Annotated in this window: 23 protein-coding genes; 11 read left to right on the plus strand and 12 right to left on the minus strand. The window is 60.0% G+C overall.

Annotated elements, in window-relative coordinates; genetic code table 11:
• The first annotated feature begins 8 nt into the window (after positions 1-8).
• Complete coding sequence (locus BLP65_RS02960; protein WP_092992478.1) at positions 9-239, plus strand: hypothetical protein; 231 nt, start codon at positions 9-11, stop codon at positions 237-239.
• Between the two features lie 158 nt (positions 240-397).
• On the opposite strand, the gene BLP65_RS02965 is transcribed toward BLP65_RS02960, so the two are convergent.
• The 4 genes from BLP65_RS02965 to hrpA all read right to left on the minus strand — a co-directional run bounded on the left by BLP65_RS02965 (position 398) and on the right by hrpA (position 7,218).
• Positions 398-1,195: a family 1 encapsulin nanocompartment shell protein gene (locus tag BLP65_RS02965; RefSeq protein ID WP_092992480.1), complete on the minus strand. Its 798-nt coding sequence runs from the start codon at positions 1,193-1,195 to the stop codon at positions 398-400.
• Positions 1,192-1,587 (minus strand): encapsulin-associated ferritin-like protein, encoded by a 396-nt coding sequence (locus BLP65_RS02970; protein WP_092992482.1) that lies wholly within the window; start codon positions 1,585-1,587, stop codon positions 1,192-1,194. The genes BLP65_RS02965 and BLP65_RS02970 overlap by 4 nt, the downstream gene beginning before the upstream one ends.
• Positions 1,588-2,170: 583 nt before the next feature.
• Complete coding sequence (locus BLP65_RS02975; protein WP_092992484.1) at positions 2,171-2,905, minus strand: BON domain-containing protein; 735 nt, start codon at positions 2,903-2,905, stop codon at positions 2,171-2,173.
• Positions 2,906-3,264: 359 nt separating this feature from the next.
• Positions 3,265-7,218 (minus strand): ATP-dependent RNA helicase HrpA, encoded by a 3,954-nt coding sequence (hrpA, locus tag BLP65_RS02980; protein ID WP_245688220.1) that lies wholly within the window; start codon positions 7,216-7,218, stop codon positions 3,265-3,267.
• A gap of 163 nt (positions 7,219-7,381) precedes the next feature.
• On the opposite strand from hrpA, the gene ppk1 reads away from it, so the two are divergent.
• Entirely contained in the window at positions 7,382-9,463 is a 2,082-nt protein-coding gene (gene ppk1 / locus BLP65_RS02985) for a polyphosphate kinase 1 (protein WP_092992486.1), read from the plus strand.
• Between the two features lie 74 nt (positions 9,464-9,537).
• Here ppk1 and ppx read toward each other — a convergent pair whose 3' ends face one another.
• Entirely contained in the window at positions 9,538-11,046 is a 1,509-nt protein-coding gene (gene ppx / locus BLP65_RS02990) for an exopolyphosphatase (protein ID WP_217631886.1), read from the minus strand.
• A 244-nt stretch (positions 11,047-11,290) separates the two neighbouring features.
• Here ppx and BLP65_RS02995 point away from each other — a divergent pair, with 244 nt between their 5' ends.
• Positions 11,291-11,722 carry a bacteriohemerythrin gene (locus BLP65_RS02995; protein ID WP_092992488.1) on the plus strand — a complete coding sequence of 144 codons (432 nt, stop codon included), beginning with the start codon at positions 11,291-11,293 and terminating at the stop codon, positions 11,720-11,722.
• A gap of 63 nt (positions 11,723-11,785) precedes the next feature.
• On the opposite strand, the gene BLP65_RS03000 is transcribed toward BLP65_RS02995, so the two are convergent.
• Complete coding sequence (locus tag BLP65_RS03000; protein ID WP_092992490.1) at positions 11,786-12,391, minus strand: peroxiredoxin; 606 nt, start codon at positions 12,389-12,391, stop codon at positions 11,786-11,788.
• Positions 12,392-12,687: 296 nt separating this feature from the next.
• The gene (locus BLP65_RS03005) at positions 12,688-12,894 is read right to left on the minus strand and encodes a cold-shock protein (RefSeq protein ID WP_092992492.1); all 207 of its coding nucleotides are present in this window, start codon (positions 12,892-12,894) and stop codon (positions 12,688-12,690) included.
• Between the two features lie 216 nt (positions 12,895-13,110).
• Here BLP65_RS03005 and BLP65_RS03010 point away from each other — a divergent pair, with 216 nt between their 5' ends.
• From BLP65_RS03010 to BLP65_RS03025, 4 genes are all read left to right on the plus strand, one after another.
• The gene (locus BLP65_RS03010; RefSeq protein ID WP_092992494.1) at positions 13,111-13,317 is read left to right on the plus strand and encodes a YdcH family protein; all 207 of its coding nucleotides are present in this window, start codon (positions 13,111-13,113) and stop codon (positions 13,315-13,317) included.
• A 91-nt stretch (positions 13,318-13,408) separates the two neighbouring features.
• Positions 13,409-13,570 carry a hypothetical protein gene (locus BLP65_RS16840; RefSeq protein WP_175452415.1) on the plus strand — a complete coding sequence of 54 codons (162 nt, stop codon included), beginning with the start codon at positions 13,409-13,411 and terminating at the stop codon, positions 13,568-13,570.
• A 1-nt stretch (position 13,571) separates the two neighbouring features.
• The gene (locus BLP65_RS03020; protein WP_092992498.1) at positions 13,572-13,802 is read left to right on the plus strand and encodes a hypothetical protein; all 231 of its coding nucleotides are present in this window, start codon (positions 13,572-13,574) and stop codon (positions 13,800-13,802) included.
• Between the two features lie 14 nt (positions 13,803-13,816).
• Positions 13,817-13,936 (plus strand): PLDc N-terminal domain-containing protein, encoded by a 120-nt coding sequence (locus BLP65_RS03025; protein WP_092992500.1) that lies wholly within the window; start codon positions 13,817-13,819, stop codon positions 13,934-13,936.
• Between the two features lie 11 nt (positions 13,937-13,947).
• On the opposite strand, the gene BLP65_RS03030 is transcribed toward BLP65_RS03025, so the two are convergent.
• The gene (locus tag BLP65_RS03030) at positions 13,948-15,924 is read right to left on the minus strand and encodes a transglycosylase SLT domain-containing protein (RefSeq protein WP_175452416.1); all 1,977 of its coding nucleotides are present in this window, start codon (positions 15,922-15,924) and stop codon (positions 13,948-13,950) included.
• A 166-nt stretch (positions 15,925-16,090) separates the two neighbouring features.
• Between BLP65_RS03030 and BLP65_RS03035 the strand changes: the two genes are divergently transcribed.
• Entirely contained in the window at positions 16,091-16,618 is a 528-nt protein-coding gene (locus BLP65_RS03035; protein ID WP_092992504.1) for a hypothetical protein, read from the plus strand.
• Positions 16,619-16,622: 4 nt separating this feature from the next.
• Here the strand turns inward: BLP65_RS03035 and BLP65_RS03040 are convergent, their stop codons facing one another.
• Positions 16,623-17,732, minus strand: a complete 1,110-nt coding sequence (locus BLP65_RS03040; RefSeq protein ID WP_092992506.1) for an AI-2E family transporter — start codon at positions 17,730-17,732, stop codon at positions 16,623-16,625.
• 358 nt (positions 17,733-18,090) lie between these two features.
• Positions 18,091-18,486 (minus strand): CZB domain-containing protein, encoded by a 396-nt coding sequence (locus BLP65_RS03045; protein ID WP_092992508.1) that lies wholly within the window; start codon positions 18,484-18,486, stop codon positions 18,091-18,093.
• 440 nt (positions 18,487-18,926) lie between these two features.
• On the opposite strand from BLP65_RS03045, the gene BLP65_RS03050 reads away from it, so the two are divergent.
• Positions 18,927-19,658: a sulfite exporter TauE/SafE family protein gene (locus BLP65_RS03050; RefSeq protein WP_092992510.1), complete on the plus strand. Its 732-nt coding sequence runs from the start codon at positions 18,927-18,929 to the stop codon at positions 19,656-19,658.
• A gap of 122 nt (positions 19,659-19,780) precedes the next feature.
• On the opposite strand, the gene BLP65_RS16845 is transcribed toward BLP65_RS03050, so the two are convergent.
• Positions 19,781-19,999 (minus strand): SHOCT domain-containing protein, encoded by a 219-nt coding sequence (locus BLP65_RS16845; RefSeq protein ID WP_175452417.1) that lies wholly within the window; start codon positions 19,997-19,999, stop codon positions 19,781-19,783.
• Positions 20,000-20,200: 201 nt separating this feature from the next.
• Here BLP65_RS16845 and BLP65_RS03060 point away from each other — a divergent pair, with 201 nt between their 5' ends.
• Positions 20,201-20,563 (plus strand): hypothetical protein, encoded by a 363-nt coding sequence (locus BLP65_RS03060; protein ID WP_092992513.1) that lies wholly within the window; start codon positions 20,201-20,203, stop codon positions 20,561-20,563.
• 233 nt (positions 20,564-20,796) lie between these two features.
• On the opposite strand, the gene BLP65_RS03065 is transcribed toward BLP65_RS03060, so the two are convergent.
• Positions 20,797-21,066 carry an RNA recognition motif domain-containing protein gene (locus tag BLP65_RS03065; RefSeq protein WP_092992515.1) on the minus strand — a complete coding sequence of 90 codons (270 nt, stop codon included), beginning with the start codon at positions 21,064-21,066 and terminating at the stop codon, positions 20,797-20,799.
• 550 nt (positions 21,067-21,616) lie between these two features.
• On the opposite strand from BLP65_RS03065, the gene BLP65_RS03070 reads away from it, so the two are divergent.
• The gene (locus tag BLP65_RS03070; RefSeq protein ID WP_092993214.1) at positions 21,617-22,213 is read left to right on the plus strand and encodes an acetate uptake transporter; all 597 of its coding nucleotides are present in this window, start codon (positions 21,617-21,619) and stop codon (positions 22,211-22,213) included.
• The last annotated feature ends 102 nt before the right edge of the window (positions 22,214-22,315 follow it).

Here is a 22,315-nt window from a genome sequence, read left to right on the forward strand (position 1 = left end):
TCGGCACGATGGTCAAAAAAGCGGACGTGACGCTCCATATCGACGAAGAACTCGACGATGCCCGCACTTCACAGGTCTGTTCCATCCTGGAAGGCGTGCACGGTATCCAGCGCGTACACTGCGCGGAACACCAGAAACACCTGTTCATCGTGGAATTCGATCCGGATTCCGTCGATAGCCGTGCGGTCCTGGACCATGTGACACGACAGGGACTGCACGCCGAACTGATCGGGCTTTAGGAGGCGCACCGTTCGGCAACATTCCGGCTCTCGGCGGCTATCACGTGTAGCGAGGACTCCCCCAGGTTGGGCACTGCCCTCCTGTGGGACGGAGGGTATGCCTCCTTTGCGAAAACTCGGTCCGAAATCTGCGGATGTGTCGCTGCTGGGGGATCCGCTCAGGCGATGGTACAAACGGCATCGGGTTCCTCGACCATCGTGATTACGCTTTCACTCAGATACAGATGAAAATGAATACCGTCCTGCCGGGAGTAGCCTGCCGACATGTCCTGTCCGATTACGATCTGCCCGACATGCGCATCAATAACCGCTCCCCCCTCTATGGGAGCCTTGTACACACCGAGCTCGCAGAGTCGCCGCAGGTGCTCCAGCTGCAGCATGTCCGTGCCTTCGTAACGGCGGAAAAGATTGTTGTAGAGAGCCGGAGACAGGACCAATGCGTAGGGCCCATGGAAGCCGACGTGATCCAGGGTATTCACTGCGGAGAGGACATCTTCCAGTGCCTTGTCGAACTTTGACCAGTCACCGGCCTTGACCTCATGGTGACCCTTGCAGGTCAACAGGCCCTCCAGGCCCATTTCGGGAGCGCCGTAGTAGATAAAGCGTTCCTCGCGCCGGGCTATCGCTTCGGCTGCGTCCTGCACCGGCGCAAAGTTCATGGGTTGGCCCATATGCAGGTGTGCGTCGATGCGACGGATGCTGAGGGAGAACGCCTGACGCAACATGGGAACCGAGACCGCGCGGCTGATCACCGCTTCGGCCTCTCCCTCGCGGGCCTCGGTATGAAAGCCGTCCTCGCCCAGCTCAACCGCTGTCAGTCCGACCCCATAGGGACCATCCACCGGGAGAAAACAGCGGGCAGTGATCAGAGCGCGGGCCGCATCGATTGCCTCGCTGTCGATGCGCTCCCAGATGTGGGCATCCAACGCTGCGGCGTCCCGATTCAGATAGCTCATACGCGACCACCTCTTTTCATCGCCCCGATAGTCAGCCGTGGACCAGGTTCCGTAGACCCGGCAGAAGCCTCTTCGCCTGCCTTTTGTTCGCCTTCCGTCTCTTCCTCGATAACGGCAATGTCCCCTTCCGCGAACAGATAGGTACGCAACTGCTCATCAAAATGACTATCGTTGCGACGAATCCACTCAAGCACCATGGCTGCGTGCTCTATCTCCTCACGCATATTGTGAAGCAGGACTTCGCGCAGCGCTCCGTCCTCGGTGACATCCGCCCGCTGGCGATACCAGTCGATCGCCTCCAGCTCCTCTTCCAGTGACCGCAGGGCGCGATGCATGTCACGGGTATTTTGTGAAAGCATTTCGTACGGTTCATGGTAGCCAACATGGCTCATTACAAACCCCTTTTTTGTTTTTTCTGAAAGCAATACCGTTGTCGCTAAGCATAGAAAGGGGATGCCCGATGTCCACTTCGACCGCGCACGACGCCGACCTGCCGAGGCACTGACCGATGAACCACGGAGAATACGGGGAGTGTGAACTCGTGCCCCAGGGCTGAACCGCCGTCCTCTTGTGACCTCAGATGTAGGTCGGGCTTTGGCCCGTCGACACCTGACGGCCTGAAGGCCTGAAGGCCGACCTACACGGGATTGGAGTCGAATGCACTGACTGTGTGCGTTCTTCAAAATGTACCGCTTTCCCCAACGAGCGGAGCCGGCGCATTATGAATGCGCCTAAGGTGCTTGAGGTGCTTGAGGTGCTTGTGACTCAGCATGTAGGTCGGGCTTTAGCCCGTCAAAAACCGAGGACTCGAAGGCCGACCTACGAAACACTGACGAATGGACACGGGAAATGCGAACCCGTGCCCCGTGTAATTACACCCCGTTCTCTTTGGTCTCAGTGGTAAAACCGCCTGTCTCCCCAAGACCGAAGATCGTCACATCAGAGGAAACCTTTCGTGTTCCATTGACCTCCGTGTCAACCTGCCGGCATCCCCTGGCGCACCTCCAGGCGATTCACCACATCGCCCACACCCTCGAGAAACCAGACATCCATTTCCGCCATCTCCCGCTCCTGCTCTTCGCGCACCAGTCCCTCCAGCGTCACGGTGCCACCGGTGGTGACCACGTGGATCTGGCTGTTGTGCACAAGGGGATCCTTTTCGAGCACCAGATTGGCCGCATCGGTAATCTCGTAATCGCTATCCGGCTGTTCGGGCACGATTCGGACACGGTCGACTACGTCGGTGACTCCGGTAGACCACCACGTCAGTGCCTCGGCCAGTCGTCGGTGCGAGAGACTTTCGACGGCACCCTCGAGCGTCACGGTGCCCTCGCGGATAGTGATGTGGAAGGTGCAAGCGAGTGTCGACTGGGTGGCACGGATCACCTCGTGCTGATTGTGCCAGCTCACGGCAATGTTGCAGTCACGAAAGGCGGACTCCTGCTCGAAGGCGAGAACGATGGAATCCTTGATGGCGCCATCATCCCGGGCCTCGGTCGGAACAAGCCGAAGGTGATCCGAGACACGGGGGACAATAGCGGCGGCAGTTCGAAAGGCCAACCGTTTGGCAGCGATGGAATCGGTTTCCCCGCGAAGGACGAGGGTCTCCCCATCCATATCCACGTCGATGGGGTTGCGGTGAAGGTTAATCCTGGGTTCGCGTTCAAGGGCCGCGCGAACCTCTTTTACCCACGAGTGTTCGGCATTCATACCTGTCGTCTCGATTGAAGGGCTTAAAGACAAGTATGGTCAAAGAGGGGGGACCCGACCATGCGATATTCGCATTCCCAGGGCTGCCATTTGCCCATAAGTCGCCCCTCAGCGAGTCACTGGCCGGCCAGATGCAAGGCGCGCCCTCGCAGGAAGGGTTGTTCCCTTTCAAAAGGGCGCAACGCCGCAGATGGCCGGCCAGCGGCTCGCCCGAAGGGAACCCCGCAAATGGCCCAATGCGGCGTTGCGCCCCTTGAAAAGGGCCGGGCCATTCCCTGCGGGCCGCGCCTTGCCTTGGCCCATTTGCGGGGTTCTGAGGGGTGACTTATGGGCAAATGGCAGTCCTAGGGAACACGACGTCAGGCAACACACTCCTTCCATTGCCGTTGCAGACGTGTCGCCGAGACCCGCTCTACGGTTCCCAGTTCCTGGGCAAACAGGGATACCCGCAGTTCCTCCAGCAACCAGCGAAAGCGCTGCAGTTCCGGTGCGGGGCTTTCGCCCTCCGGTATCGCCGCCCAGCGCGTTTCCAGACGCTCCACCAGCGGCGCGATCTCCAGCGCCGCCTGCCGGTCGCGGGCGGGATTGCGCGGCAGCTTCTCCAGTCGCGAATGCGCCGCTTTCAAATAGGCCGGTAACCGCGGCAGCCATTCGGTAGGGGTGGCGCTGACAAAGCCGGGATAGACCAACCGCTCGATCTGCACCTTGACGTCCGCCGCCGTCTGAATAGCCTGTGGATCCAGAGGGCCCTTCAAGGCCTTGCGAACCAGCCGCTCCTGCTCCAGGGCCGCTTTGACATGGCCGGCAATTTCGGCCGCCACCGGCACCAGTGTTTTACGCCCCTCGGCCAGGCGCGCCTCGAACTCGGATGCGCTGCGGGGCACCTCGTCCTTCGCGAAAAGCACCCGGTCGATAGCGGCGGCAATGATGTCGTCGCACAACGGGTCGCAACCACCCCGATGCGCAAACAGAAGACAGAGCGTCTGCCGGTCCGGCAGGCCCCGGCGCAGGTATTTCACCTTGTCCCGCGCCTCCAGAGTGAACAGGCGTCGCAAACCGGCGCGGTTTTTTACCTCGGCGGCGGCTCTTGATTCAAACAGACGAATGGCCACGCTTTCTTTGCAATCGACCAGTGCCGGCCAGGCCCGGAGCGTCAATCCACCGCTTTGCGTCTCCACGGATTCCGGCAGTTCACCGAAATCCCAGGAGGTGATCCCCTTCCGCTCGACACCAGCCAGAGGTATTTCCGACAGTGTCTGGCGTACCTGTCCGGCCATCGCCTGCTGCAGCTGCAGCAGATCACGTCCCTCATCGAGAGTCTTGCCCGTTTCATCCACCACCCGGAAATTCATGAGCAGGTGTTGCGGCAGTGCATCAAGCTGCCATGCATCCGCAGGGACCTCAATGCCGGTCATGCGAAGCAGTTGCCTGGCAAAGACCTCGGTGAACGAAGCGTCATCAGCGCGCAGCGCCTGCAGCGCGGCGCGGGCGAAATTCACCGCCGGTACGAAATTGCGCCGCAACGACTTGGGCAGGGATTTGATCAGGGCAATCAGTTTCTCTTCACGCAGTCCCGGCACCAGCCACTCGAAGCGGGCGGGCCTCAGCTGTCCAAGCAGCGCCACCGGAACCACCAGTGTCACCCCGTCTGCCGGATGCCCCGGCTCGAAGTGGTACTCAAGAGGAAGCTCCGCACCACCGACGGTCAAGTGATCGGGGAACTGCGCCGCATCCACGCCCTCGGCCTCGCCGCGGGTCAACTCCTCCCGGGTCACAAACAGCCGCTTCGGCTGCTCACGCTCGACCTGTTTACGCCAGCGTTCAAAACCGTGGCCGCTGTAGATCTCCTCGGGAATCCGGGTGTCATAGAACTGGAACAATACCTGCTCATCGACAAGAATGTCGCGGCGACGGGACTTGGCCTCCTGGCTCTCCAGCTCCTCTACCAGACGGCGGTTGTGGGCAAAAAACGCAGCACTAGTCCGGTAATTGCCCTGCACGAGTGCCTGGCGAATAAAGATCTCCCGCGACAGGACCGGGTCGATGGGTCCGTAATTGATGCGCCGGCGCGCCACGATGATCAGTCCGTACAGCGTAACCTGCTCAAAGGCTGCAACCTGGGCCGGCCGCTGCTCCCAGTGCGGTTCACTGTAACTGCGCTTGGTCAGATGTTTACCCAGAGATTCCAGCCAACGCGGATCGATGCGAGCCACCAGCCGGCCGAACAGGCGCGAGGTCTCCACCAGCTCGGCGGCCATGATCCAGCGGGGCGGCTTCTTGACCACGCCCGAGCCGGGAAAGATGGCCAGCCTGATATTGCGGGCGCCCTGGTACTCGACCAGCGGTCGGCGCCGCTTCTGATTCTCCTTCCGGCGGTTATCCTCCCCGGCCTCGACCTTCAGAGCCGCATGGCTCAACAGGCCGCTGAGCAGGGCACGGTGAATGGCGGCATAATCCGCAGGCTCCTGGTTAGGTGTCAGGCCCAGTTCGCGGACGAGTGCCACCAGTTGCCCGTGGATGTCATGCCACTCCCGCATTCGTAGGTAAGAGAGGAACTCGGCACGGCAGAGCTTGCGCAGTTTACTGTTGGAGAGGTGTCTCGCCTGCTCGTGGTAATAGTCCCAGACGTTCAGGAAGGCGAGGAAATCGGACTCTTCATCCAGAAATCGGTGGTGATACTCATCGGCCTGCTGCTGCGCCTCCATGGGTCGCTCGCGCGGGTCCTGAATCGACAGCGCCGCAGCGATCACCAGCACCTCCTTGAGGCTGCGCTCCGCGTCGGCGGCAATCAGCATTCGTCCGATGCGGGGGTCCACGGGCAGGCGCACCAGCTTGCGACCAATGTGGGTCAGGCGGTTGCCCTCATCCACCGCGTGCAACTCGTGCAGCAGCCGATAGCCGTCGGTGATAAAACGGCGATCCGGCGGTTCGATGAACGGAAACTCGCCCACCTCCCCGAGTTTCAGATTCGCCATCTGCAGGATCACCGAAGCCAGATTGGTCCGGCGCACTTCCGGGTCGGAAAACTCCGGACGGCTGAAGAAGTCCTCTTCGGAATAGAGACGAATACAGATCCCGTTGGCGACCCGCCCACAGCGCCCGGCGCGCTGATTGGCGGAGGCCTGCGCAATGGCTTCGATGGGCAGCCGCTGCACCTTGGTACGGTGGCTGTAGCGGCTGATGCGGGCGTAGCCGGTATCGATCACGAAGCGGATACCGGGTACGGTCAGCGAGGTCTCCGCCACATTGGTGGCCAGTACGATGCGCCGGCCCGCGTGGGAACGGAAGATCCGGTCCTGCTCGCCGGCGGAGAGTCGCGAGAACAGTGGCAGGATCTCGGTCGAGACCGGTACAGGGCCCCGCGACCGGTGTTTGCGAAGGGCCTCGGCGGTTTCGCGGATCTCACGCTCGCCGGGCAGAAAGATGAGGATATCCCCCAGCGGGTTTTCCCGCCCCAGCTCGTCCACGGCTTCGCAGATGGCCTGCGGCTGGTCCCGGTCGCGGTCGTCCGGGTCATCTCCGGTAACCGGGCGATAGCGAACCTCCACCGGATAGGTGCGGCCCGAGACCTCGACTACCGGCGCACCACCAAAGAAACGCGAGAAGGCTTCGGTATTGATGGTGGCAGAGGTAATGATCAGCTTCAGGTCGGGCCGTCTGGGGAGCAGGCGCTTCAGGAAACCAAGCAGAAAATCGATATTGAGACTGCGCTCATGGGCCTCATCGATGATCAGCGTGTCGTAGTTCTCCAGCAGCGGATCGGACTGGATCTCCGCCAGCAGGATGCCGTCGGTCATCAACCGGATGTGACTGTCGGGACCGGAGCGGTCGGTGAAGCGCACCTTGTAGCCGACCGAACGGCCAATCTCGGTGTGCAGCTCCTCGGCAATGCGGGCGGCCACCGAGCGGGCGGCGATGCGCCGGGGCTGGGTGTGGCCGATAAGCCCGTCGACGCCGCGTCCCAACTCCAGGCAAATCTTGGGAATCTGCGTGGTCTTGCCAGAACCGGTCTCACCCGCAATCACCACCACCTGATGGTTTTCAATCGCCTCGGCGATATCGGCCCGACGTTCACTGATTGGCAGCTCCCCGGGATAATCGGGGCTTGGCACCGTTTCGGCCCGGCGTTGCCGACGTGCGCGCGAAGTAGCGACGTCCCGCCGCAGGGCTTCCAGGCCGCGATCCATCGGTTTGCCCTGTGAATGACGGCGCTTCAGGCCTTCCAGACGACGGCGAAACCGACCACGGTCGGCCAGCATGCAGACATGGATGTCGTGAAAAAGGGTTTCGAGTGTTTCGAGTACTTCAGGCACGCCAGATAGAAGCTATCCATCAAAAGGTGGGTATCATACCACCCGACTGCTCGGTTGCCGGTATCGGCAACCCGCCGTAGGATGGAGACCCCGGCAACCTACGCAAGTTCAGGTCAGGCATCGGGTAAAACAGCGCAACTAGCAACTGCCCCCAAGGATTCTCATGGATACGCCCGACCTTAGAAGGCCCGAGTTCTATATCAACCGTGAACTCTCCCTGCTCGAGTTCAACCGCCGTGTTCTGGCCCAGGCCAAGGACGAGAATATGCCGCTGCTCGAGCGGCTGCGCTTTATCTGCATCACCAGTTCCAACATGGACGAGTTTTTCGAGATCCGTGTGGCAGGGCTGAAGCAGAAGGCGGCTTCGGAGTCGGTGCAGTACGGTCCGGATAACCTGAATCCCACCGAAGTCCTGAAACGCATCAGCCACGCCAGTCACGAGTTGGTCGATGAACAGTATCGGGTACTGAACGAGGTACTGTTTCCCCTCCTTGCGGCCGAAGAGATCCGTTTCGTCAAGCGCGGTGACTGGAACCGCGAACAGGCGGCGTGGGTGCGGGATTTTTTCCAGCATGAACTGCTGCCGGTGCTGAGCCCTTTGGGGCTCGATCCCGCACACCCGTTTCCGAAAATTCTCAACAAGAGCCTGAACTTTATCGTAAAGCTGAAGGGCAAGGATGCCTTCGGCCGCTCTTCGGGCATGGCCGTCGTCCAGGCGCCGCGTGCACTGCCCCGCCTGATCCAGTTGCCGGCCGAATGCGGTAGCGGCCCCAAGGACTACGTGTTTCTCTCTTCGATTATCCATGCCCATGTAGACGACCTGTTTCCGGGAATGCAGGTTAAGGGCTGCTACCAATTTCGTGTCACCCGCAATTCGGATCTGTTTGTCGATGAGGAGGAGGTGGAGGACCTGCTGCGGGCCGTCGAGGGCGAGCTGCCATCCCGGCGCTATGGCGAGGCGGTGCGGCTGGAGGCCGCCGACAACTGCCCGCCGGAGATGACGGATTTTCTGCTCGATCAGTTCGGTCTCGGCCATGACGATCTCTTCATCGTCAATGGGCCGGTCAACCTCAACCGGCTGATGAACCTGCCGGACATGGTCGACCGTCCCGATCTCAAATTTCCCTCCTACGTACCGGGGATGCCGGAGCCCTTCACACTCTCCAAGGACGTTTTCAAGATTATCCGGAGCGGGGATGTCCTGCTCCACCACCCCTTCGAATCATTCGTCCCGGTGATCGATTTTCTGCGTCAGGCCGCCACCGATCTGAACGTGCTGGCCATCAAACAGACCCTCTACCGCACCGGCCCGGAATCCGCCGTGGTGGATGCCCTGGTAGACGCCGCCCGCGCCGGCAAAGAGGTCACGGTGGTGGTGGAACTGCGTGCACGCTTCGATGAGGCCGCGAATATCGCCCTGGCCAACCGGTTGCAGGAGGCGGGTGCGCACGTGGTGTATGGGGTAGTGGGCTACAAGACCCATGCCAAGATGATTCTGGTAGTGCGCCGTGAAGAGGGGAAGCTGCGCCACTATGTGCACCTGGGTACCGGCAATTATCACTCGCGTACGGCCCGGCTCTACACCGACTACGGACTCCTGACCTGCGACGCCGATCTGGGCGAGGACGTGCACCAGGTGTTTTTGCAACTAACCAGCCTCGGACGCGGCAGCCGACTGAAAAAGCTGCTTCAGGCGCCCTTCACGCTGCACAAGGGGCTTATCGAGCGCATCGAACGTGAAGCCGAACATGCCCGCGAGGGTCGACCGGCACACATCATCGCCAAGATGAACGGCCTGGTGGAGCCGAAGGTGATCCGCGCACTCTACACGGCATCCCGGGCCGGTGTAGAGATCGATCTCTTGGTACGGGGGATCTGTGGCCTGCGACCCGGGGTACCCGGGATTTCCGACAACATCCGCGTACGCTCGATCGTCGGCCGCTTTCTGGAGCACACCCGCGTCAACTATTTTGCAAACGGTGGCGATGCCGAGGTCTACTGCTCCAGTGCCGACTGGATGGTCCGAAATCTTCTCAACCGCGTGGAGACCGCCTTCCCGATCGAAAACAAGCAGCTCCAGCAACGCATCATCCGGGAGCTCAACTATTACCTGCAGGACAATATGCAGGCCTGGGAGCTCCAGAGCGATGGTGCCTATGTGCGTGCCGCGCCGGGACGGGCAAAACCGCGCTCCGCGCAGCTCATCCTGCTGGCGGAATTGGCGGGTGTAGAGGTCGGGCCATAATGCAATCGCTCACGGTGAGTGGTCCAGCGGCCTGAAGGCCGGCAACGGTCAAGCGCGAGCGACAGCCCGAAGTCCTACCCGAACGTGAACTTATAGTTGGCGGCGGACAGAAACCTTGCCTCGACCTCGAGATCGGCGCGTGTAAGGGGATTCGCGTCCAGCCACCCCTTCGGCAGCTTTAGTGTGATGCGCTTTCCATCGACGGCAATGCCGACGCCGGAGAGCGAGGCATCATTGCGACTGCGGTGCAGGGCGACGGCAAGCCTGAGGAGCACTGCCATGCGTTGCAGGTATGTGGCTGTAGCCGGGGGAACGCCCTTGAGTCGAGCAGCAGGAAATTTCTGCCGGTGGCTCCGAACCAGCAACGCCAACGATTGCTGCTCCTGACGGGAGAAACCGGGCATATCCGAGTTTTCCAGCAGATAGGCCGCGTGCTTGTGGTGCTGGCTGTGGGCCACCGCGAGGCCAATTTCATGCAGGCGGGCCGCCCAGCCCAGCAAGTAGTCGGCTTCGCCGCCATCCAGACCCCATGGATCCGCGACAGGCTCCAGGAGCGCCAGAGTGGTCTTTTCGACGCGTTGCGCCTGTGCCGCGTCCACGTTGTAGCGTTTTGCCATCGCGGTAATGGTCCGCTCGCGCACATCTTCGTGACGGATACGTCCGATGAGGTCGTAGAGTACGCCTTCGCGAAGCGCCCACTCCGAAACCTGCATGGCCTCGATCTCCAGCGCCTCGAACAGTGCAATCAGCACCGCAACTCCGCCGGCAAAAACCGGTCGGCGCTCCTCCTTGAGACCTTTGAAATCCAGATTATCGACATGCCCCGCCTTAATCATGGCCTCGGAAAGCCTGCGCAGGGAAGCAAGTGTGATCCCGGACTCGCTCCAGCCATTCTGTTCCATAACCTGACGCACAGCCTTGGCGGTTCCCGAAGCCCCTACCGCATCGCTCCATCCGAAACGACGGTAATCCGCCTCCACCGGTTCCAGTTCCAGGCGTGCGGCGATTACCGCCTCGTCCATGGCTGATTTGGTCAGCCGTCCCTTGGGGAAAAACCGTCGGCTATAGCTGACGCAGCCCATGTGGAGGCTCTCACGGTGCAGCGCCTCGAAACGTTTACCAATAATCACCTCCGTGCTGCCGCCGCCGATATCCACCACCAGGTGATTGTCGGGGGCATCCGGGAGGGAATGGGAGACGCCCAGGTAGATGAGGCGAGCTTCCTCACGGCCGGCGATGATCTCCACCGGGTGACCGAGTGCGGCGGTCGCCTCTTCGATAAAATCCCCGGCATTCCGGGCCTTTCTCAAGGTGTTGGTCCCCACCACCCGGACGCTGCCGGGCGGCAGTCCTTCCAACCGCTGTCCGAAGCGCCGCAGACACTCCAGTGCCCGCTCGCGGGCGTCGGCACTGAGGTGGTCCCGGGCATCGAGACCGGCGGCGAGACGGACGGTTTCCCGCAGCCGATCGACAACATGCATGTGGCCATTGAGCGGCTGCGCGACAATCAGATGAAAACTGTTCGACCCCAGATCGACCGCTGCGATGCTATCGGGGGATCCCGGTTCCGTCGCTGCCATCATGCCGCTGCTCCGCCAAGAAAGCGGCCATTGTACCGCCGAAAATAATTTTTGTTCGGGTGAAAAATTCGTTCCGAATACCGCTTTCCGCGGCGCATCACCATCGAAACTCACGGCGCATACACCGGCTTGTGCAGCTAACGCTGCTATGGCCATAATGCCCCTGTAATTTCAGGGGAACTTAAAACGACGCAAGATCGTTTAAACGGTGACGTCGTAACAATGCAAAAAAAAGGGGAGAACAGCTATGTCCATAGTGGCATGGAGTGACGAATATACTGTGGAAATTCAGGAGATTGATGAGCAGCACAAACGGCTTATCGGCATCATCAACAAACTGTATGAGGCTCTTGCGGCCAAAAAGGACAGGGATCAAATCGCCACCGTGCTGAATGAATTGGTGGAGTACACCAAGGTACATTTCGAGGTGGAAGAGACCCTGATGCGTATCTTCAATTATGAAGAATATGATGCCCACAAGGAGATCCACGATCGTATCGTCGCCCAGGTGCTTGACTTCCAGGGGAAGTTCAATGCCGGTGACGATTCAGTGGGAATGGAGCTTCTGATGTTCCTGAAAGAGTGGTTGTTCGACCACATCAATAAAGTTGACAAGCGCTACACCAGGCATTTCCAAAAACACGGAGCTAAGAAGACATGGCTGCGGAAGTTCTGGTAGTTTAGAGAGTGTCCGAAACAAAAAGGGCCGGTTTGACCGGCCCTTTTTTCATGCGAAAAAGCTTTACAGCGTTTCGGCTTCCTCCGAGAGATACTCGGCGACGCCTTCCGGAGTTGCGGTCATGCCTTTGGCGCCCTCCTTCCAGCCGGCCGGGCAGACTTCGCCGTGCTCTTCAGTGAACTGCAGGGCATCGACCATGCGCAGCATCTCGTCGATGTTGCGGCCGAGGGGCAGGTCATTGACCACCTGGTGACGCACTACGCCGCTCCGGTCGATCAGAAAGGAGCCGCGGAACGCTACATCGCCGGTCGGGGTCTCGACATCAAAAGCTTTACCGATGGCGTGGGTCAGGTCCGCGACCAGCGGATACCCGACCGGGCCGATGCCGCCTTCATTGATCGGCGTATTGCGCCAGGCGTTATGGGTAAAGTGGGAGTCCACGGAAACTCCGATGACCTCAACGCCGCGCTTCTTGAAGTCCTCCAGGCGGTGATCAAAGGCGATCAGTTCGGAGGGACAGACAAAGGTGAAGTCCAGCGGATAGAAAAACACCACGGCATACTTGCCGCCGACGTAATCGGAAAACTTGAATTCTTCATTGATGGTACCGTCGCCCATAACGGCGGGAGCGGTAAAATCGGGAGCCTTGCGGCCTACCAGTACGCCCATGGTATCTACCTCCTTACTGCTTACGCAAAAGTCGTTTTAGATTAATTCTAATTACGGGTCGCGAATCTTAAATGGGATTCGTCGACGGGTCAACTACCGTTTTTGCGGCAGTTTTCCGCAAGCCACAACGGAAATGCAGGGCCGTTTCCAGGTATCTCAAGCCTCTGCCCACCCGCAGGCAGAGCCGGTCGCCCGCCGCGATGGTCCTCTTCCGAAATCAGAGATTCCGGGAGACCACAAAGAGAAAACCCCGTCCTGGAACGGGGTCTCCACAACTACGGACCTGGCCTTTGGCATCAGGCGTTGGTGTTGACCTCTCGTGCCTGCATGCCTTTGGGGCCGGGCTCCATATCAAAGGTGACGTTCTGCCCTTCTAGCAGAGTCCGGAAACCGGAACCCTGGATCGCAGAGTAATGCACAAACACGTCGTTCCCCCCTTCCTGGGGAGCGATAAAACCATAACCTTTGGCATCATTGAACCATTTGACAGTACCAGTACGCATGAATACGACCTCTGAAAAATTGCGGAGATTGCATGCGGCAGGATGGGCCTCTCCCAATCCACTGCTGCGACTGAAAGTATAGACACGGGTTCAGGTGCTCGCTACGCAACCACTGTCGCTCCGGAGAGCTGATTCCACGGTTTCATTCGATCGTGGCATGGACAGCAGCGCGGGACCTCAATACTATTTCTTCCACACATGCGAAGGTCGAAAATGATGCATCAGGAGGAGAAGGCCACCCTGCAGGTACGCCTTGCCGAGCTGCGGCAGGAGCACCGCGATCTGGATACGGCGATTGCCGGAATGCAGGAAACGATCTACGCCGATCAGCTGCAACTGCGCCGGCTGAAGAAGCGCAAGCTGGTCTTGAAGGATGCCATTACGCGGCTCGAGAGCAAGTTGATTCCAGACCTCAACGCCTGATCGCCCGCGCTTGCCTGCTTTTCGGCAGAACTACCCCGGCGAGCCGGGCTGGCTATACTTCGTCGGAAAGACTTGGCACAAGGGAAGAGTCATGTCCAACAGGAAGCTGGTCCTGCTTATGATGCTGCTGATCAGCGGAATGGCGATTTCGACGATAACGAGGACGGCGCAAAGCAGCCCATCATCCGGAGCCGGGTGTGCCGCTGCGCCCATCGATTACGCCGTGCAGCAGCCGGCAACCGCGAGGCGTTGACATGGATCTGGAAGTAGGAGGCCTGCTTGGCTTTATTTTGCTGGTTTTGGTCATCTGGGCCATCGTGCAGACCGTCCAGAGCCTAGTGTACTGTTGCATGCTTGGCGATACTTTCAGAGCTCCCCAAAAGCGTCAGGACAAGGCGCAGTGCGCAGGTAATGGTTATTCCCTTATCAAGCGCTGCAACGCAGTCATGGCGTTTTTGGGGGGCTCCCTTCGGGCGAGCCGCTGAAAGCACCGCCAAGCATGCAGCAGTACACGAGCTCGACCGGAGCCAAGGTACTGTGGATCCTCTTTCTACTGCTGGTCCCGGCCATCGGTTTCATCGTCTGGCTGATCGCCGGCCCCAGAAGCGTGAAACCCTGAACGGTGTGATGTCAGCTCGGCCCTGCACCCTCCCGGCGGCTATCCGGGTCCCTGAACACGCTTTGGGACAGCCCCGAACCGAGCATCGGCATGTGCGCCGATAACGGTGTGAGTTCCCGACCAAGGCGCCACTCGTAGATGGTGGTGTAGGCAAAGATGCGTTTGACATACGTGCGTGTTTCGTCGAACGGCAGGCACTCCACCCAGATATCCCCCGGAATGATGCTCTCCTGCGGCAGCCAGGCCTCCACCCGCTTCGGTCCGGCGTTATAGGCGGCCATGGTGTAGAGCCGGTTGCCCGAGTAGCGGTCCAGGAGATGCCGCAGATGGGCCGTTCCCAGCCGAATGTTGGTCTCCTCAGTCAGAAGATCCCATTTCCCCGGCTTCGGTTGCTGGAGACGGCGTGCGGTCATACGGGCGGTGCCGGGCATGAGTTGCATGAGCCCCAATGCACCCGCCGATGACCGGGCGTGCGGAAAGAAGGCGCTCTCCTGCCGCATCACGGCGTAAACGAAGGCCGTATCCAGTTCCCGGCGTCGCGCTTCTGCATCGATCCGCGTTTCATAGGGAGTCGGAAAGCGAATCTCCAGGTCATCAAAGAAACGTGCGCGCCCGAGAGTTATAATGGCTTGGTCGTGCCACCCCCAGGTATCTGCCAGCTTGGCTGCAACGACCGCCTCATCCGATAATCCCCGACTGGCAGCCCACCACTCCCGCCGGGCCTCCAGGGTCATCGAGAGCGCGAGCAATTCGCGGATCCGCTGCATGTCCGGCCGGCTGGCGAAGCTCTCCAGCTGCTCTGCGGTAACCGCCAGGGGCACGGTTTCGATACGCGGGAAGACGTCTGTTCGCTCCGCCGCCAGGAAGCCATAGTAGCTGCGCTCCTGTGCCAGCTCGCTAAAGATGGAGTCTGCCTGTTCACCCCGGTCCAGCATCGCCAGGGCCCGAGCCCTCCAATAACGCCACACAGCCCGTTCACGCTGCTCCGGCTCGAGTGCATCGAGGGCAACCAGTACCGCCGACCAATCCTCACCCCAGAGGGCCGTCCGTACCCGCCAGGCCCGACTCTCTGCATTATGCCAGGCAACCGGCAGCGCTTTTAGCCGCGCCGCCGCATCCGGGTGACGCTTCCAGGCCAGGGCAAGCGCGATATAACGCGCTGTCCCTGCACGATTCTCTTCGCTCAACGGGAAATCATCGGCACGTTGACGCCAGACCCTGTCCGCTGCCTCGATATCCCGTCGGACCAGTTGCCGAATCCCGGACACGAAAAGCGGGGTGCTCCACTCGTCCCCGGGCCGCAGTCGATCGAGCTCCCGCTGTGGATGAGAATAGAGCCGGCGCCAGTGCTCCACCAGGGGCCTTTCCTCGACCGGAATGAACTGTTCCAGATAACGGGTCAGCGCCGGGTTCCCGGCGCCAATCGCCAACCTGATGCGCTCCCACGCCCTTTCCGGCGTAGCATTGCCCTCCTCTATCCAGACGGAAAAGAGCGGGTCGCATGCCTTGGACTGCGATGTGCCGACCAACCACAGGCGTTCGGCCATGCGCATGGCCTCAACCTTTTCTCCCCTCTCAAGCAGGGCACGCGCCTGATAGCAGGCGCGTCTCGAATTTCCATCCGGCCTGAAAAACCGCCGATAGGCTGCCCACCGACCCTGCTCGGCCAGTCGGTTCAGCCAGGCATTCCGTAATCGGTTGGCCAGGGGCGTATCACCCCACTGATCGAGAAAGTCAATCACATCCTGATGGGAGACCCGGGAATCAAGATGGCGCTGCAGGAAGGCGTAGCGCAGGTAGGGGTAGAGCACGTAGTCCTGCAGTGCTGTCGATACCCGTTCGAATTCCGCCAGGTCGCCCCGTTCAAGAGCACTGCGGGCCTCTCGAAACGACTCGCGCTGCTTTTCCTGCGAAGCATCGGCCTGACCCGCCCATGCGGGGACCGCAACGAGAATAGCGAGCATCGTAACCACACGCAGCACAAACACGTCGATATCCCCGGCAAATACAGTTAATGAACAAGGGGAGGCTACGCGCTCCCGAAAAAGCGAACAGCGAACCGGTTCGCAAGCCCCTGAGCAGTTCGGATTGAAACCGTGCAGTGGACTGCTATCGTAAAACGGACAACAGGCGGCCCGGATGGAGAGTCCGACCATGTCCCGAATTGAACCAGACCCGTACAGTTCAATTGAATACCACCTTTACAAACTGGAAAACCTGTTCCAGACGCTACATGACCTCTGGGAGGCGAAACGCCAGGGTATGCGGGTCGGGCACCGCTGGCTGCTCGCACTGACCGGTTTTTCCGGAATGGGCAGAACGGTACCGGAGACCCCAAATGCGTTTCCCATCACGCTCGAGGTCGGTAGCCGCATCTGCAATACCGCCATCGAGGCGCTGGTAGACGACCAGGCCAGACATCCACAAACCGCCGAATGCCACGAACGGGTAACCGCCGATATCCGCTACATGCGCGATCTGCTTATCGCCCTGCACGACCTTACTGAAACCAACGGCTGCCAAAGAGACTATCCGCTCGAGCACGACACCGCCCGTCTCATGTTGGCCACGCTGATTGGCAAGCCGCCCGGAACTGCTGACGATGATCTGGTCGATGCCTGCTTCACCTGCGGGCAGCGCACGGCGACCCACACCATTACCCTGATGCAGCAGGCCCACTGAATCGCTATCTTGAGAGCAGCGCGCCCGCGGCACGCAGTGAAGGAATGGCATCCAGCAGGATTTTGATGATCATCGTCAACGGCACAGCAATCAGTGCCCCGACGATACCCCACAGCCAACCCCAGAAGATCAGGCTGACAAAGATCACCACCGGGTTGAGCATGAGGCGCGCGCCGAGAATGAGAGGCGTCAGTAGCTGTCCCTCAAGGGTCGTCAACACCAGAAAGGCGGCGGGCCGCATGAGCGCAGCGGTGAGGGTGTCGAAACTGAGCACGGACACCGCCGTGAGTACCACCAGGGTCACCATCGGCCCGAGGTAGGGAACAAAATTCAGCAACCCCGCCATGGCCCCCCACAGTAGCGGATTGGGCATTTCCAGCACGTGCATGACCAGCCCCACAACCACACCGAGTACAGTGTTGATGACACCGACCGTAAACAGGTAATGGGAAACCTCGCGCTCCATGTGCCGTACCATAACCACGGCGCGGCGCTTGTCACCGAAGCGCGGGATGACGGTGACCAGGCGACGCAGGAACATGTGCCCCGTGGCGAGCAGAAAGTAAAGCAGGAAGAGCATCATCAACAGCCCGGCGACGAACTCCCAGGTTCGTCCGAGCAAAAACCCCCGCAGCCCCCCTCCCTGGATGTCCACCGTAGGGCCGGCGGCGGACGGGCCGGAGGCGATCCGTTCCACCAAGCGGGTCGATTCGGAGAGCCGGCGGAACACCTCCATCACACCATGCAGCCGCAGCCGCAGTTCAGAAGCGACCTCCGGCGCCCGGGATACCCACTGGGAAGCCGGTTCCGCCAGCACCACCAGGGCCGTTCCGGCCAATCCGACGAGGGTCGCCATTACCAGCGCGGCGCCCAACGGAGTCGGGATATGGAAGCCCTCCAGAAACCGGACGATGGGGCTCAGAAGGAAACTGAACAGGAGCGCCAGCACAATGGGCAGCACCACCGTCCTGGCCACGTAGATCGCGGTAAGCAGGGTAATGAGAATCACGCTCGCCAACGCCAGCCGCCAAATCAACGGCGTTTCAGGTCCGACGAGCACATAGCGCGGGTGCGCCGGTCGGATATCTTGAGTCGCGTTCTCTTGCTGCGGCATCGGCAAATCCGGTGATGAAGACACTCGGGGCAGCGCGGTACCTCTCCGCGGGAATTACGAATCAGGACGACAGGTTCTGTCGATCCACCGGTCTCTTTTTCGCAATCCCTGCATCCGTCCGAGGGGATGCGGCAGGAGTAAAGCTAGATGAAAAACAGCCGAGTGCCCTGTTCGGCCGAAGACAATCCGCGACGAAAAGGATCTGGGGATTAATGGGGATACCGTAGCCTTTCCGTGGCTTCGGCTTTCAGAAGATTCAGGCTCGGAGCGCAAAAGGAAAGTCCCTGCGCTGGTGAATGGGCGAACAGCATTGGAAGCACCCGATCAGCCGCTGGGTGCACTCGCCGTGAGAAGCGGCTCAGGTCTTCGAGAGATCCAGTTCCAGACTCAACCTGGCCAATTCGGACTTGATGCGATGTGAATATTTCGCGTAGTCACCTTTGTTCAGCATGTCACGTGCGGCATCGATCTTTCCACTGTCGACCAGACGAATGACATCACCGGCACAGCGGTGGAACTCCATGTGCGTGTCACGAACAGTCGGGAACTTGGGATGGTCACCGAACAGCTCCCCCCCCTGACCGTAAATCCACTTCCCCAGCGGGCACTGGTCGTCCCGGCAGACGATATCGGCATCCAGGACCTCCTCACTGGTGCCATTGATGTAGTCTCCCAAACGGATCTTCCAACTCACATGGGCCTCAATGGCATTGAGGAAATTGAACCCGTCGATTTCTTCGCTTTTTTTATTCATGGCGTTTCGCCTCCTCGTTTAACGCGCCCGGCGGCGCCGACTTTCTGCAGCTGTCATGTGCGGAAACCGCAAACACCAGCTGCATTCTCTGGCAGCTCGCTACCGACGGGCACCCCTGCCGACGAGGACAGCGACTACAGAAAGATTCTTGATGACGGCTGATCCCTCCCCGTCTGGTCCGCCAAAAAACCGCCCCATCTTACGACAATTTTGGTTAGAGCCGCCATTGTCGGACATTTCACGGGTTTATTCGCATTCCACCGCCGGCAATCCACAGGGCTGCATGCAACGCTTGCGAGCCGGTACCGCACCCCTGTTCACCGTCCAGGAGAGGCCCACCGGGAGTTCGGGGCACCCAGGGAGAGGGTGCTTCGGTGGACTAGGGAGCAAAAAAAGGCTATTTTGCGCCCCCTTCACCTGCCCGGTTTGGAGAGTCTCGAATGCTCGACGCTCTGAGCGCGACCGAACTGGCCTACGCCGCAGCGGTCCTTTTTGCCGCCTATTTCGTACGTGGTATCACCGGCTTCGGGTCGGCACTGATTGCGGTGCCGCTACTGGCGTTAGTACTGCCGGTGCCCTTCGTGGTGCCTATCATCGTCCTGCTCGATTACGTCGGTTCGGTGAGCCACAGCGTCCGTCACTTTCATCACATCCGCTGGAGCGACCTGCTGCCGCTGCTGCCGTTCACGCTGACGGGGATTCTTGCTGCGCTTTTTCTACTTCGGGAGCTCGATCCGGGGCTGCTGAGCAAAGCACTTGGCGGCTTCGTTATCCTCTATGCCGTCTATTCCCTGCTTCCGCTACCGCCACTGCGAGGCTCCCGCCTGTGGGCGGCGCCGCTGGGCGCCCTGGCCGGACTTATCGGTACACTGTTTGGTACCGGCGGCCCGTTCACAGTGATCTACCTGGGCCTGCGCGGCCTCGGCAAAACGGCATTTCGCGGGACGGTAGCCACCATTTTCGTGATGGACGGAGGGATGCGGCTGACGGGTTTCACGGTCACCGGGCTCTATAGCGCGGATAACCTGCTGATAACCGCGCTCGGTGTGCCGCTACTGGCGGCAGGGATGTATGCGGGGGGACGAATCCATACCAATCTGAGCCGCCAGGCATTCGTGCGCCTGGTCGCATTGATCCTGCTCGGCAGCGGCACGGTCCTGCTACTCAAATAGTGCCGGTTCGGTCCAGCGAGGCGTGAGGACATCGGCCGGGCTCCCCGATCCTTCGAGCACATCGCTGGCGTTGCCTCAAAAAATCGGGGAGGTCCGGCCGATCGCCGGTTTTCTTCAACCGATCAATAGACGACCGATCCGCTTTCGATATTCTCTTTCCTTTCCCGGTACTCCTCCTGCGTGATTTCGCCAGCCTCGTACCGCTCTTCCAGTTCCTCCAGAGCCTGCTTGTTCTGGTATTCATAAGCACCTGCGGCGGCACCGGCTCCCACGCCCGCGGCGCACCCGGAAAGTACAGCGACCAGAAAGCCCGCGCTTATCAAGGCCATTAACCTACGCATCGTGGTTCCCTCCATCGTTGCGGTTTCATACAAAAGGTAGCCTCTTTTGGAGTTTCCGACAGTAACGCCTACTGCGTGCGACTCGGCCCTCCCGACATCAAGGTATGATTCGTTGCCTGACCACCAGCCGGAAAGCCCCCCACAGGTAGAGTCTTGGCGCGATGCCCCGGTTCTTGCAATAGCCGTAAAGGAGCGATCACTGTGAAATTCCATCAAGTCCCGCTTGGGAAAAGATTCGAGTACAGAAACGAACCGTACTATAAGACAGCACCACTACTCGGCACCCAGGAGCAAACGGGCCAACAACGGGTAATCCCCCGCTCGGCTCAAGTCACTCTGGCCGGTGACGAACGAAAGGTCGCCACCGGCAGTGGACGAGAAAGTACGGCCACGCTGAATACCGAGGTGGTGCTGTCAGCACTCGACGACTTTCAGTCCACCTGTCTCGCGGGTCTCTCCACTCTGTTGGGAGCGGGTCAACTGGAGTATGCAAGCAGCATTTTCGACAGGGCGCGAGCCGATTTTTGTCGCGCACTATCGGATGCACCGCTTGCGAAAAAGTGAACGCAAAGAAGTTTTCGGACCGAGTGCGGATGGTCACTACCCCGGCTGGCCGGGGCAGGCTGGTGGCTCGGGGGATACTGCTGAGCCGCACTACGAGACGCCTGATCGGGCGCGAACCACTAGCCGCTGGCCGATGACGCCTACCTGGATGGGGAACAAGCTGTACGGATACGCTTCTGGCAAAGCCGGACTTACGGACGGCTCTTCATCGGGAGCCGGACTTCTGGCGACACCTAACGGCGACGGCCTTTTTTCCCTTTGGCCCACTTGCGCTCTTCACTGACACGAAGAGAGCTGCCTTTATAGGATCTGCCGTTCAGATTGTCGATTGCCGCACGAGCTTCATGCCCTTCCATATCGATCAAGGCGTGGCCGCGGCAGCGGCCGCTGAAGATGTCCCGGGACATGCGCAGTCCGCGCACGGTTCCATATTCGGAAAAAAGCTCTCGGATATCATCCTCCGTCGTCTCGGGCGCGAGATTGGCGACAAAAAGGGTCTTCATGGGGTTCCTCCAGACAATTGGCAAGAGCGGCCCCAGCCGGTTCGAGATACCGCCTGACGTGAGGACACCCACCATTTGAGATCGGGCGACGTCGAGCCGCCTAAGGCGGCGCACGGTAACACACCCGGCCCCGCGTTCCCACCGATTCGTCTCACGGTCTTGGTACCAGGGCCTTTAGAATTATGGTTCACAACTGCAGCAGCAAGTGTTTCTCTGTCGACTGGGGAGACAACCTTATCACCGCCAGATCACCGCTAGAAAATTGTCCTCCCGTGCCACCGCTGGACCCGGCCCGAATTTCGTCGTTACGAAAGCTGTCCCCCATCCTTCGGAGAAAAACTTTCTCCAGGCCGGGGGCTCCCCGGGTGTCCGGCCTTCATGGCCCACCACCGTTGGCGTTCCCCTGTGTTGAATTTGTTCTTATTGAGCCGCCATCCCCCTTGCGCTAACGTATCCTCAAAGCGAGTCCATTCAACGGGGAGGTTTCGCCATGGAAGGTCTGGAACAGGGAGCCACGGGACCACAGCCGGGAACTGCCGGCTTCGGAGCCATGACCATCACTGATACCACCGCCAATCCGGCACCACTCGGACTCCTGGCTTTCGGCCTGACCACAGTACTCCTCAATATGCATAACGCCGGGTTCTTCGGGCTGGATGCAATGATTCTGAGCATGGGGATCTTCTACGGGGGGCTCGCTCAGATCGTGGCGGGGATTATGGAATGGCGGAAAAACAATACCTTTGGCACCACGGCGTTCGTGTCCTACGGATTTTTCTGGCTCAGCCTATCCGGGATTCTGATGTTTCCGAAGCTGGGTATCAGCGAAGAGCCCAGCGCCGTTGCGATGGCGTCTTACCTCTCCATGTGGGGCATATTCACCGCCGTCATGTTCATCGGCACACTGCGCCTGAACCGGGCGCTCCAGGCCGTTTTCGCCACCCTGACCATTCTCTTTTTCCTGTTGGCGATTGGTGATGCACTGGAAAGCCCGTTGATTCAGACCATCGCGGGCTTCGAAGGGATGCTCTGTGGCGCACTGGCCATCTATACCGGACTCGCCCAGGTCCTCAATGAAATCTACGGCCACACGGTGGCTCCGCTCGGTCTGGTATCATCGCGCCCCAGAGAACGGTTGGCCGGGTAGAGACTGGACCCACAGTTGTAGCCCGGAGTCACAAAAAAACCGAACGGCCTGTTTCGGTAGTGGTCTAATGCTACCGCCGAATAGTTTCTTTGCGTCCTTTGT

The sequence above is a fragment of the Thiohalomonas denitrificans genome, from assembly GCF_900102855.1.
Taxonomy (GTDB): Bacteria; Pseudomonadota; Gammaproteobacteria; order Thiohalomonadales; family Thiohalomonadaceae; genus Thiohalomonas; species Thiohalomonas denitrificans.

Excerpts from the sequence above, each read along its gene's own strand:
- ppk1 (WP_092992486.1), top strand. The coding sequence starts at position 7,382 with ATGGATACGCCCGACCTTAGAAGGCCCGAGTTCTATATCAACCGTGAA.
- BLP65_RS03070 (WP_092993214.1), top strand. The coding sequence starts at position 21,617 with ATGACCATCACTGATACCACCGCCAATCCGGCACCACTCGGACTCCTG.
- BLP65_RS03025 (WP_092992500.1), top strand. The coding sequence starts at position 13,817 with ATGCAGCAGTACACGAGCTCGACCGGAGCCAAGGTACTGTGGATCCTC.
- BLP65_RS03065 (WP_092992515.1), bottom strand. The coding sequence starts at position 21,066 with ATGAAGACCCTTTTTGTCGCCAATCTCGCGCCCGAGACGACGGAGGAT.
- BLP65_RS03045 (WP_092992508.1), bottom strand. The coding sequence starts at position 18,486 with ATGAATAAAAAAAGCGAAGAAATCGACGGGTTCAATTTCCTCAATGCC.
- BLP65_RS03000 (WP_092992490.1), bottom strand. The coding sequence starts at position 12,391 with ATGGGCGTACTGGTAGGCCGCAAGGCTCCCGATTTTACCGCTCCCGCC.
- BLP65_RS02970 (WP_092992482.1), bottom strand. The coding sequence starts at position 1,587 with ATGAGCCATGTTGGCTACCATGAACCGTACGAAATGCTTTCACAAAAT.
- BLP65_RS02995 (WP_092992488.1), top strand. The coding sequence starts at position 11,291 with ATGTCCATAGTGGCATGGAGTGACGAATATACTGTGGAAATTCAGGAG.
- BLP65_RS02960 (WP_092992478.1), top strand. The coding sequence starts at position 9 with ATGGTCAAAAAAGCGGACGTGACGCTCCATATCGACGAAGAACTCGAC.
- BLP65_RS03040 (WP_092992506.1), bottom strand. The coding sequence starts at position 17,732 with ATGCCGCAGCAAGAGAACGCGACTCAAGATATCCGACCGGCGCACCCG.
- BLP65_RS02975 (WP_092992484.1), bottom strand. The coding sequence starts at position 2,905 with ATGAATGCCGAACACTCGTGGGTAAAAGAGGTTCGCGCGGCCCTTGAA.
- BLP65_RS03050 (WP_092992510.1), top strand. The coding sequence starts at position 18,927 with ATGCTCGACGCTCTGAGCGCGACCGAACTGGCCTACGCCGCAGCGGTC.
- BLP65_RS02965 (WP_092992480.1), bottom strand. The coding sequence starts at position 1,195 with ATGAGCTATCTGAATCGGGACGCCGCAGCGTTGGATGCCCACATCTGG.
- ppx (WP_217631886.1), bottom strand. The coding sequence starts at position 11,046 with ATGATGGCAGCGACGGAACCGGGATCCCCCGATAGCATCGCAGCGGTC.
- BLP65_RS03020 (WP_092992498.1), top strand. The coding sequence starts at position 13,572 with ATGGATCTGGAAGTAGGAGGCCTGCTTGGCTTTATTTTGCTGGTTTTG.
- BLP65_RS16845 (WP_175452417.1), bottom strand. The coding sequence starts at position 19,999 with ATGCGTAGGTTAATGGCCTTGATAAGCGCGGGCTTTCTGGTCGCTGTA.
- BLP65_RS03035 (WP_092992504.1), top strand. The coding sequence starts at position 16,091 with ATGTCCCGAATTGAACCAGACCCGTACAGTTCAATTGAATACCACCTT.
- BLP65_RS16840 (WP_175452415.1), top strand. The coding sequence starts at position 13,409 with ATGTCCAACAGGAAGCTGGTCCTGCTTATGATGCTGCTGATCAGCGGA.
- BLP65_RS03010 (WP_092992494.1), top strand. The coding sequence starts at position 13,111 with ATGCATCAGGAGGAGAAGGCCACCCTGCAGGTACGCCTTGCCGAGCTG.
- BLP65_RS03005 (WP_092992492.1), bottom strand. The coding sequence starts at position 12,894 with ATGCGTACTGGTACTGTCAAATGGTTCAATGATGCCAAAGGTTATGGT.